This is a genomic window from Streptomyces sp. NPDC089919, assembly GCF_040684615.1.
In the GTDB taxonomy this organism is placed as follows: domain Bacteria; phylum Actinomycetota; class Actinomycetes; order Streptomycetales; family Streptomycetaceae; genus Streptomyces.
Genome location: NZ_JBFBGK010000005.1, coordinates 120,175 through 128,557, shown reverse-complemented (window position 1 = coordinate 128,557; position 8,383 = coordinate 120,175). Strand labels below are relative to the sequence as shown.

The window sequence follows — 8,383 nt, the reverse complement described above, 5'->3', positions numbered from 1 at the left end:
ATCGCGTGCGGTCAGGCCGAGAAGACGCCCGGCAGCTTCGGGTAGGCACTGGCTTCCCAGACGTACTGGACGCCGGTGATGTAGCGGGTCAGCCGCTCGAATCCGATACCGAATCCGGCGCTTCCCTGAATTCCCTCCCGCACCATGTCCAGGTACCAGCCGTACTTCGCCGGGTTCTCCCCGGTCTCCCGCATCCGCGTGATGATGCGGGCGTATTCGAATTCCCGCTCGCTGCCGCTGGCGAGTTCGCCGTAGCCCTCGGGGGCCAGCAGGTCGAAGTTGCGCAGCGTGCCGGGCTGCTCGCGGCTCTCGCGGTCGTAGAAGCCGCGGGAGCCCTTGGGGTAGTCGGTGACGAAGAAGGGCCGGGTGGCCTTGCGGGAGAGGCGGGCCTCGCCCTCCCAGTCGATCTCGGCGTGCGGGTCGCCGCCGACCTGGCCGACCGCCTCGCCGTGGCCGATCACGTCGAAGGGGCGCTCCAGCAGGTCCTTGAACGCGTCCGTGTCCCGGCCCAGCCGCTCCAGCTCGCCGGGCATCCGGTCCACCACCTCGCGGACCGCCGCGACGACGATCCCCTGGGCCACGCCCATGATCTGCTCGCGGGTGGCGCCGGCCACCTCGACGTCGATCTGGTGGAACTCGGCGAGGTGCCGGCTGGTGCTCGCCGTCTCCGGCGGCTCCAGGCGGATGTTGGGGGCGATGCAGAAGATCTTGTCGAAGGCGTGCAGCGAGGCCTGCTTGTACAGGATCGCGCTCGTCATGAGCTTGTAGCGGCGCCCGTAGTAGTCGATGTCCACCTGCTTGGCACCGCGGCAACCGGGGTCCGTGACCGGGCCGATGACCGGCGCGTGCAATTCGGTGTAACCGCCCTCGTCCAGGTGCCGGCGTATCGCCATCAGCATGCGGTGCTGAATGCGCAGTACCGTGCGGGTGGTCTCGGAGGAGAGGTGTTCCCGGGGAGTTCCGGGAAGCCGCTGCTCGTGCTGCGTCATATCGCGCCTCGTTTCTTTCGGAATTCCTGCCCAACTGAATCTATTTGCTGGAATTCCCTACGAGCGGCAGTTGCGGGCGGCAGCTTTTCGGCCAGCGGCGGCAGTGCCGCGCGCAGGTACCGGAACGGCCCGTACGGGCCGCGCCCCGGCCGGATCAGACCCGGTCGAGGCGGCGTTCCAGGAAGGCCACGCCCCGGTCGACGGTGATCAGCCGCCAGTGCTGTTTGGCCATGTCGTTGAGCGCCTCGGCCCAGTCGCCGTCACCGGAATCGGCCGACAGCGCTTCGAGGAGCATGGTGGCGTACTCGAACTCACGGGTCTCGGACATGAGGTGTAGGTCCGCCAGGTCGTCGGATCGGTCCCCGGCCGGGGCCGGCCGGGCCGCGCGCTCGAAGGCTTCGCGACGCTGTTCGTCGAGCCGGAGCGCTTCGGCGAGCAGCCGGACGGTGTCCCGGCGGGGCCGCTCGGCGCGCCCCCGCTCGAGGTCGCGGATGGCCCGGACGCTCATTGCGGAGAAGTCCGCGAGCTGTTGCTGCGTCATGCCCTGCCGTGCCCGGTAGAGCTGGAGCAGGGAGCCGAACTGATTCACCTTGCAGGGCGTGTGCACTGCCCCTCCACGGGTTGGGAGAAGTAACGCATGGGGATCGCCGGGCGGGGCGGAGCCCGGTGCGGACTCCGCCCCGGCCGGGGAGGGATGAAGCAGGAGGGAAGAACGGGAAGAGCAGGAAGGAGAAGGGAGGGGACTAGTCCCAGCCGGTGGTGTCCTTGGACGTGCTGGGGCTCGGGGTGGGGGTGGCCTCCTCGCCGCCCTGGACCTTGTCCCAGCCGGTGGTGTCCTTGGAGGTGGTCGGGCTCGGGGTGGGGACGGCGTCCTCGCCGCCCTGCACGGAGTCCCAGCCGGTCGTGTCCTTGGAGGTGGTGGGGCTCGGCGTGGGCACGGCCCCGCCCTGCGTCCCGTTCGTGCCCGGCCCGTCGGCGACGGCGGAGTGCGACGCCCCGCCGCCGGTCACCGAACCCCCGTCGGCCGTGGCCACGGCGGCGACGCCGAGGGCGGGGGTGACGACGAAGGTGAGGACCACGGCGAACTTGGCGAGCGACAGGCGGCTGGACACGACAGACTTCTCCCTCGGTCGGGGTGGTGTGAGGTGTGCGATCACGAGCACGAGCAGTGGTGCCCGGAGGCTGAACGGAGCGTCCCGCGGTTGACGCCCGCCGGCCCGGCCGCCCTTTTCGGTGGCCGCCTCCCTGCCGGTGACACCAGATTCCCGTGCCGTGCGGGTGGCCGCTAGTTCTGTCCGCTGTCCTGATCCTGCACTCGCATAGTCCGTCCATCCCGGCCTGGGCCGATGACCAGACGGTCGAAGAACTCCGCGACCAGGGCGCCTCCGCAGCCGTGCAGCCGGGCCTCTCTGAGGGCGGGTTCTCCGGCCACCGCCCGCTCGACGACGGACAGCGCCACCGACTCCGCGGCGAGCAGCGAATCGGCGGTCACGAAGAAGCCGAGGGTGACCAGTCCGCCCTCGCCGGGGTGGACGCTGATGTGCTCGAGACGCTCTTCGGGGACCGCGTGGGCACGGAAGATCTCCCGCAGGCCAGGGCCCTCGGGACACTCTCCGGGCACGACGAGGCGTACGTGAACCAGATGCATCCATCGAGCTTGCGCAGCCCCGCCCAGCCCAACAAGGCGAAGCCGGGGGACGCTGTATGCCCGGTCATAAACCGGCCACCGCGCCCCTTGCCGAGCAGGCCCTCCGGCCATATCCGCGAGCTGGCGAACTCCAGTTGTATTCAACCGGCGCTTGACGTGTTTTGATGCCATACGTCAACTCGCTGGGGGGCTGCATCGTGTTGGACGCACTTGGCTTGGACGACTCTTGCGCTGACGTGTACCGGACCCTGCTCGCCCAACCACAGGCCGATCTCGGCGACTTACGCGTCCGGCTGGGCATCTCCGACGACGAGCTGCGCACCGCGCTCGACAAGCTCAGCGAACTCGCCCTGATCCGCCCCTCTTTGGAAGAACCGCAGCTGTTCCGCGCGGTCGACCCCGAGCTCGGCATCCAGGCGCTGATCGCCCGCCAGCAGGAGCGGCTGGCCGCCGAGCAGCAGCGGGTCGAACGCCTCAGAGTCGCGGCGGTCCAACTGGCCGCCGACTTCGCCGCCAGCCGGCCCCGCAAGACCATGCCCGACGTGGAGCGGCTGGACGGGATCGAGGAGATCCGCGACCGGATCCACGTCCTGGTCCGCGCCGTCACCGTCGAGGTGATGACCCTGGCCCCCGGCGGCGCCCAGAGCGCGGCCAGCATGGAGGCCGCCAAGCCCCAGGACCAGGAACTGCTCGCCCGGGGCGTCCGGATGCGGACCCTCTACCTGGACAGCGTCCGCAACAGCCCCGCCACCGTCTCGTACGCCAAGTGGCTCTCCGAACAGGGCGGCGAGGTGCGCACCGCCACCTCGCTGCCGATCCGCCTGATGATCATGGACCGGAACGTCGCGATCGTGCCCACCGACGGGGAGGACAGCGCCGCCGGCGCCCTGGTCCTCACCGGGAACGGCACGCTCACCGCCCTGTGCGCGCTCTTCGAGTCCATCTGGGACAACGGCGTCCCGCTCGGCACCGGCCAGCGCGAGCGCGAGCGGGACCACCGGGGGCTGATCCCCCAGGAGGCCGAGGCCCTGCGGCTGCTCGGCCAGGGCCTCACCGACGAGGCGGTGGCCAAACGACTGGGCGTCTCACCGCGTACCGCCCGTCGGATCGCCGCCGACCTGCTCGAACTCCTCGGCGCCCGCAGCCGGTTCCAGGCAGGTGCGCGCGCGGTCGCGCGCGGCTGGCTGACCGGCGAGGAGTGACGTTCCTGCAAGCCCTCCGCACGGACTCCGACGCCCTGGGCACGGCACCGGCGGGTGCCAACTGCCGCAACGAACTGCCGCTCTGCGACAGGAGCCGTTCCTAGGGTGCGGACGAGCCAAGGACCACCCGTCCGGCACTTCCACTCAGGAGAGAGGCTTCATGAAGCACACGCGACTCAGCGCCACCGGTGCCGCCGCCGTCATCGCGGCCGGCATCGCCGTCGGTGCCGCCACCCCGGCGACCGCGGCCCCCGCGAAGCCCGAGCGCATCACCTCCACGGCCCAGCTGCACGCCAGCCTCGCCAAGGCCGTCCTGCAGGAGCAGACCGCCACGGGCGTGCTCGGCGGCGGGGTCGTCGGCCGCGTCTCCACGGCCCGTCTCAGCGGGGACCCGGTGGGGCAGAAGGCCGTCCCGGCGGTCCTCAGCGAGGTACCGGTGGGCCGCGCCGCCTCCCCGGCGGTCTCGGAGCACACGCACGCGGTCGCCCTGAAGGGCATGAGCACCACGTCCGGCACCCACGCCCCCACCTGCTGACCCGGAGGTGAGCACCGTGGGAACCGACGAGTCCACCCGATCCTGGTGCCCCAGCGGCGACCCGCACGCCCCCGAGGCCGTCGTCCTCGGAGTGCGTTCGGGCGAGGCGGGCGAGGTCAGCTACCTGGCCGAGCCCGTGCCCGCGGCGGAGGTCCTGGGCGCCGTCCCGGCAGGGATCGCACCCACCCGGGTCCTGCGCTTCGCCTCGCACTGCGTCTCCAGCTGCATCAACCGGCGGGGCGACGATTGCACCCTGGTCGAGCGGGTGCTGACGCTGCCGCCGAAGCAGGAGACCCGCGCGGTTCCCCGGTGCCACCTGCGGAGCCAGTGCCAGTGGTGGCGGCAGACCGGGGTCGACGCCTGCCACCGCTGTCCGGCCGTGGCCACCGCGCACTACACGGACGACGCCCTGTCCGAGTTGGTCGCCGATCCGTCCACCACCCCCGAGCAGCTGGAGGCCTGGATCGCCGCCGCCGGCTGAGCCCGCCGGCCCACCGGTCGGGGCCGCAGTACACAAAAGACCCCTCTGACCGCGTTTACGCAGGTCAGAGGGGTCTTCTCGTGGAGCCTAGGGGAGTCGAACCCCTGACATCTGCCATGCAAAGACAGCGCTCTACCAACTGAGCTAAGGCCCCGTGAAACGGATGCGGCCGGACCCCTGAAGGGTTCGGCGACTTCCGCAGACCAGAGTACCGGGTCTCCCCCCGTATCCCGCAAAATGATAGGGACTCCCGGTCCGCAACCACTCTCCGTAAGATGCTCGCGAGGTTCGCACCAGCGAAGGGGAGTAGTAAGTGGATGCAGTGCAGCAAGAGGCCACGGCCAGAGCCAGAGAGCTCCAGCGGAGTTGGTACGGAGAGCCCCTCGGTGCCCTCTTCCGCCGGCTCATAGATGACCTCGGTCTGAACCAGGCCCGGCTCGCCGCCGTGCTCGGGCTGTCGGCTCCCATGCTGTCGCAGTTGATGAGCGGCCAGCGTGCCAAGATCGGCAATCCCGCCGTGGTCCAGCGCGTCCAGGCGCTCCAGGAGCTCGCCGGCCTGGTGGCCGACGGCAGCGTCAGCGCGGTGGAGGCCACCGACCGCATGGACGAGATCAAGAAGACCCAGGGCGGTTCCGTCCTGAGCAACACCACCCAGCCCACCGTCAGTTCCGGGGCGCCCACCGTGCGGCGCGTGGTCCGCGAGATCCAGTCGCTGCTGCGCTCGGTCTCCGCGGCCGGGGACATCATCGATGCGGCGGATTCCCTCGCCCCCACCCATCCGGAACTGGCAGAGTTCCTTCGGGTGTACGGCGCGGGACGTACGGCGGACGCGGTCGCGCACTACGAGGCGCACCAGAGCTGACACCGGAGGGGGAGCGGGCGCAGCGCGATGGGTGAGGTCTTCGCCGGTCGGTACGAACTGATCGATCCGATCGGACGCGGTGGCGTCGGGGCCGTCTGGCGTGCCTGGGACCAGCGCCGCAAGCGCTACGTCGCGGCCAAGGTGCTCCAGCAGAGCGACGCCCACACCCTGCTGCGCTTCGTGCGCGAGCAAGCCCTGCGCATCGACCACCCCCACGTCCTGGCCCCGGCCAGCTGGGCGGCGGACGACGACAAGGTGTTGTTCACCATGGACCTGGTGAGTGGCGGCTCACTGGCCCATGTGATCGGCGACTACGGCCCGTTGCCCCCGGCGTTCGTCTGCACGCTCCTGGACCAGCTGCTGTCCGGTCTGGCGGCGGTCCACGCCGAAGGGGTCGTGCACCGGGACATCAAGCCGGCCAACATCCTGATGGAGGCGACCGGAACCGGTCGGCCGCACCTGCGGCTGTCCGATTTCGGCATCTCCATGCGCAAGGGCGAGCCCCGGCTCACCGAGACCAACTACGTGGTCGGCACGCCCGGTTATTTTGCTCCCGAACAACTGCTGGGAGCTGAGCCAGACTTCCCGGCCGACCTCTTCGCGGTCGGACTGGTCGCGCTCTACCTCCTGGAGGGCCACAAGCCCGATACGGAGGCCTTGCTCACGCACTTCACCGCACACGGAATTCCGGGCGCCCCACAGGGCATTCCGGAGCCGTTGTGGCAGGTGATCGGCACGCTGCTGCACCCGAACCCCGAAGCCCGCTTCCGGACCGCCACCGGGGCCCGCAAGGCCCTCGCCGCGGCCGTGGAGCTGCTGCCGGCACCGAGGCCGGGCGAGGAACCGGTCGAGGTCTTCGATCAGTTGGGGCCGCTGCCCGAGGGCTTCGGCCCGTTCGGGCCGGACAAGCCCTCCCCGGCCCTCCTCCCGTACGAGCCGGAGCGCACGGCGGGTTCGCCTGTTTCACGTGAAACATCGGCCCCTCCCGGGGAAGCCGTTCCGGCGCCGCCGGACGCGGCCCCCACGGCCACGGTCTACTACCCCGGCGAGCCCACCCAGACCTCGGCCACCCGGGCTCCCGCCCCGCCCGCCGTGGCGCCGCCCGCCGTGGCCCCGGCACCGGCCGCCACCGCGGGCACCCGCCCGTACACGGCCCCGCACCCGCTCGGCCCCGTAGCGGCCCCTGACGGCCCCTCTGCGGCCCACCGGGCGCCCCGTCCGGGGCCACCGGCCACGGTGGCCGTGCCGGTCCTGCTGCTGGCCCTGCTCTGCTTCGCCGTGGGCTTCTGGGCGCTCAGCCAGACCTGAGGGCCCCGGCCGCCCTCCTCAGCCGCCGGCCGGGCGCCGTCGGGCCAGCAGCGTCCAGGCGCCCAGTCCCAGCAGCAGCACGGTCCCGGTGCCGATGCCCCCGGCCGCCACCACCCGCAGCACGGCCCGGTCGTCGGCGGCCGCCGTGGCCTCGGCCGCCGTCTGCCCCTCGGCAGCGGCCCGGAGGTCCGCCGGTGTCACCCCGAAGCCGGCCGCGGCCGCATCCGGCTCCGCGTACCCGGGCCCCTCGGCCCGCGTCCCCTCGAGCCCGACCCGCAGCAGCACCGGCACCGAGCCCGTGGTGAACTCCCCGACCTTCCGGTGCAGGGTCACCGCCACGTAGTGCCAGCCCGCCGCCCGCAGCGGCCGGATGGCCCGGACGTCGGAGAAGCGGTTCTCGTACCGCACCGGCGCCAACGGCCCCAGCGCCAGGCTCAGCTGCTTCCCGTCGTAGAACCCGGACTTGTCGGCCACCTGGCCCCGCACCGGGTTGTAGACCTCCGCGACCAGCCCGTTCGAGGCGTACCCGGAGGTCTTGGTCATCCGGGCGCCCGACAGCTCCACGGACAGGTCCAGTTGCTGCCCCCAGTCCACCGGGACCCGGTAGAAGCGGGTCTGCCCCGGGACCAGGTCGTCCCGCCAGACCCCGGCGGCCAGGGCCCGCGCGTCGTTGAAGCCGGTGCCGCCGGCCCGGGGCACCGGAGTACCCGCCGGGGCCGCCACCGGAGCGGAGGGGTAGGCCGTGGGGCCGGCGGCCGGGGCGTTCCCGCCGGCCCGCGCCGGCTCCCGCATGACCCGGAGCTCCATGGGCCAGCGGCCGCGGTCGGACTCCTTGCCGGTGCTGCGGGTGACCTTCACGTAGTACGGGCCGGCCGTCTGGCACTCCCCGTCCTCCTGGAGCCGCCGTACCGCCACCGCGGCCAACGGCCGGGCCTGGTCGGCGGCGAAGCCGGCCTGCCCGGCGGTGGTGCACTCCCGCCCGCCGGTGCTCATCAGCACCACGTCGATCCCGTCGGCGTACGAGACCGCGGCGCCCGGGCCGGGCAGCACCGTCGCCGAGACGTAGACGCTGGAGTCCGCGTCCAGTTCCAGACGGTAGAAGCGTTCCTCGGCCGGGCCGAGGGAGTCCTCGTAGGTCCCCCCGACGGCCAGCGCGCCGGCGGTGGCCGTACTGGCGCCGCCCTGGGCCCGCTCAGCGCCGGGCGCGGTCCGGTAGGCCCCCGGATCCGCCGGGGCGGCGCTCGCGCCCCCGGCCCCCGCGGCCACCGTCAGCGCCCCCACCAGCACCGCACCGGCCAGAGTCCTGGCACCCAGCCTCGTCACACCCCACCCCGGATTTGCGCACGCAAGCCTAAAGT

10 protein-coding genes and 1 tRNA gene are annotated in these 8,383 nt (G+C 72.1%); 5 read left to right on the top strand and 6 right to left on the bottom strand.

All coding sequences use genetic code 11. From position 1 onward, the window contains the following. Positions 1–11: 11 nt before the first annotated feature. From AB0O40_RS04175 to AB0O40_RS04160, 4 genes are all read right to left on the bottom strand, one after another. Positions 12–989 (bottom strand): asparagine synthetase A, encoded by a 978-nt coding sequence (locus AB0O40_RS04175; RefSeq protein WP_365035406.1) that lies wholly within the window; start codon positions 987–989, stop codon positions 12–14. Positions 990–1,143: 154 nt separating this feature from the next. Then, positions 1,144–1,578, bottom strand: a complete 435-nt coding sequence (locus tag AB0O40_RS04170; RefSeq protein WP_365035404.1) for a helix-turn-helix transcriptional regulator — start codon at positions 1,576–1,578, stop codon at positions 1,144–1,146. 154 nt (positions 1,579–1,732) lie between these two features. Beyond that, the gene (locus AB0O40_RS04165) at positions 1,733–2,101 is read right to left on the bottom strand and encodes a hypothetical protein (protein ID WP_365035402.1); all 369 of its coding nucleotides are present in this window, start codon (positions 2,099–2,101) and stop codon (positions 1,733–1,735) included. Positions 2,102–2,274: 173 nt separating this feature from the next. After that, positions 2,275–2,637, bottom strand: coding sequence for a hypothetical protein (locus tag AB0O40_RS04160; protein ID WP_365035400.1), 363 nt, complete (start codon positions 2,635–2,637; stop codon positions 2,275–2,277). A gap of 164 nt (positions 2,638–2,801) precedes the next feature. Here AB0O40_RS04160 and AB0O40_RS04155 point away from each other — a divergent pair, with 164 nt between their 5' ends. The 3 genes from AB0O40_RS04155 (at position 2,802) to AB0O40_RS04145 (ending at position 4,855) form a co-directional block, all read left to right on the top strand. Continuing rightward, the gene (locus tag AB0O40_RS04155) at positions 2,802–3,839 is read left to right on the top strand and encodes a helix-turn-helix domain-containing protein (RefSeq protein WP_365035399.1); all 1,038 of its coding nucleotides are present in this window, start codon (positions 2,802–2,804) and stop codon (positions 3,837–3,839) included. A gap of 160 nt (positions 3,840–3,999) precedes the next feature. After that, on the top strand, positions 4,000–4,374 hold the full coding sequence (locus tag AB0O40_RS04150; RefSeq protein WP_365035397.1) for a hypothetical protein: 375 nt from the start codon (positions 4,000–4,002) through the stop codon (positions 4,372–4,374). Between the two features lie 16 nt (positions 4,375–4,390). Continuing rightward, the gene (locus AB0O40_RS04145; RefSeq protein ID WP_365035396.1) at positions 4,391–4,855 is read left to right on the top strand and encodes a hypothetical protein; all 465 of its coding nucleotides are present in this window, start codon (positions 4,391–4,393) and stop codon (positions 4,853–4,855) included. A gap of 81 nt (positions 4,856–4,936) precedes the next feature. On the opposite strand, the gene AB0O40_RS04140 is transcribed toward AB0O40_RS04145, so the two are convergent. Beyond that, a tRNA-Ala gene (locus AB0O40_RS04140) sits at positions 4,937–5,009 on the bottom strand. A gap of 159 nt (positions 5,010–5,168) precedes the next feature. Between AB0O40_RS04140 and AB0O40_RS04135 the strand changes: the two genes are divergently transcribed. Beyond that, positions 5,169–5,717 (top strand): DNA-binding protein, encoded by a 549-nt coding sequence (locus tag AB0O40_RS04135; protein ID WP_365035394.1) that lies wholly within the window; start codon positions 5,169–5,171, stop codon positions 5,715–5,717. 27 nt (positions 5,718–5,744) lie between these two features. Continuing rightward, entirely contained in the window at positions 5,745–7,025 is a 1,281-nt protein-coding gene (locus AB0O40_RS04130; RefSeq protein WP_365035392.1) for a serine/threonine-protein kinase, read from the top strand. Between the two features lie 18 nt (positions 7,026–7,043). Here the strand turns inward: AB0O40_RS04130 and AB0O40_RS04125 are convergent, their stop codons facing one another. Beyond that, positions 7,044–8,348 carry a hypothetical protein gene (locus AB0O40_RS04125; RefSeq protein WP_365035390.1) on the bottom strand — a complete coding sequence of 435 codons (1,305 nt, stop codon included), beginning with the start codon at positions 8,346–8,348 and terminating at the stop codon, positions 7,044–7,046. Positions 8,349–8,383: the final 35 nt, after the last annotated feature.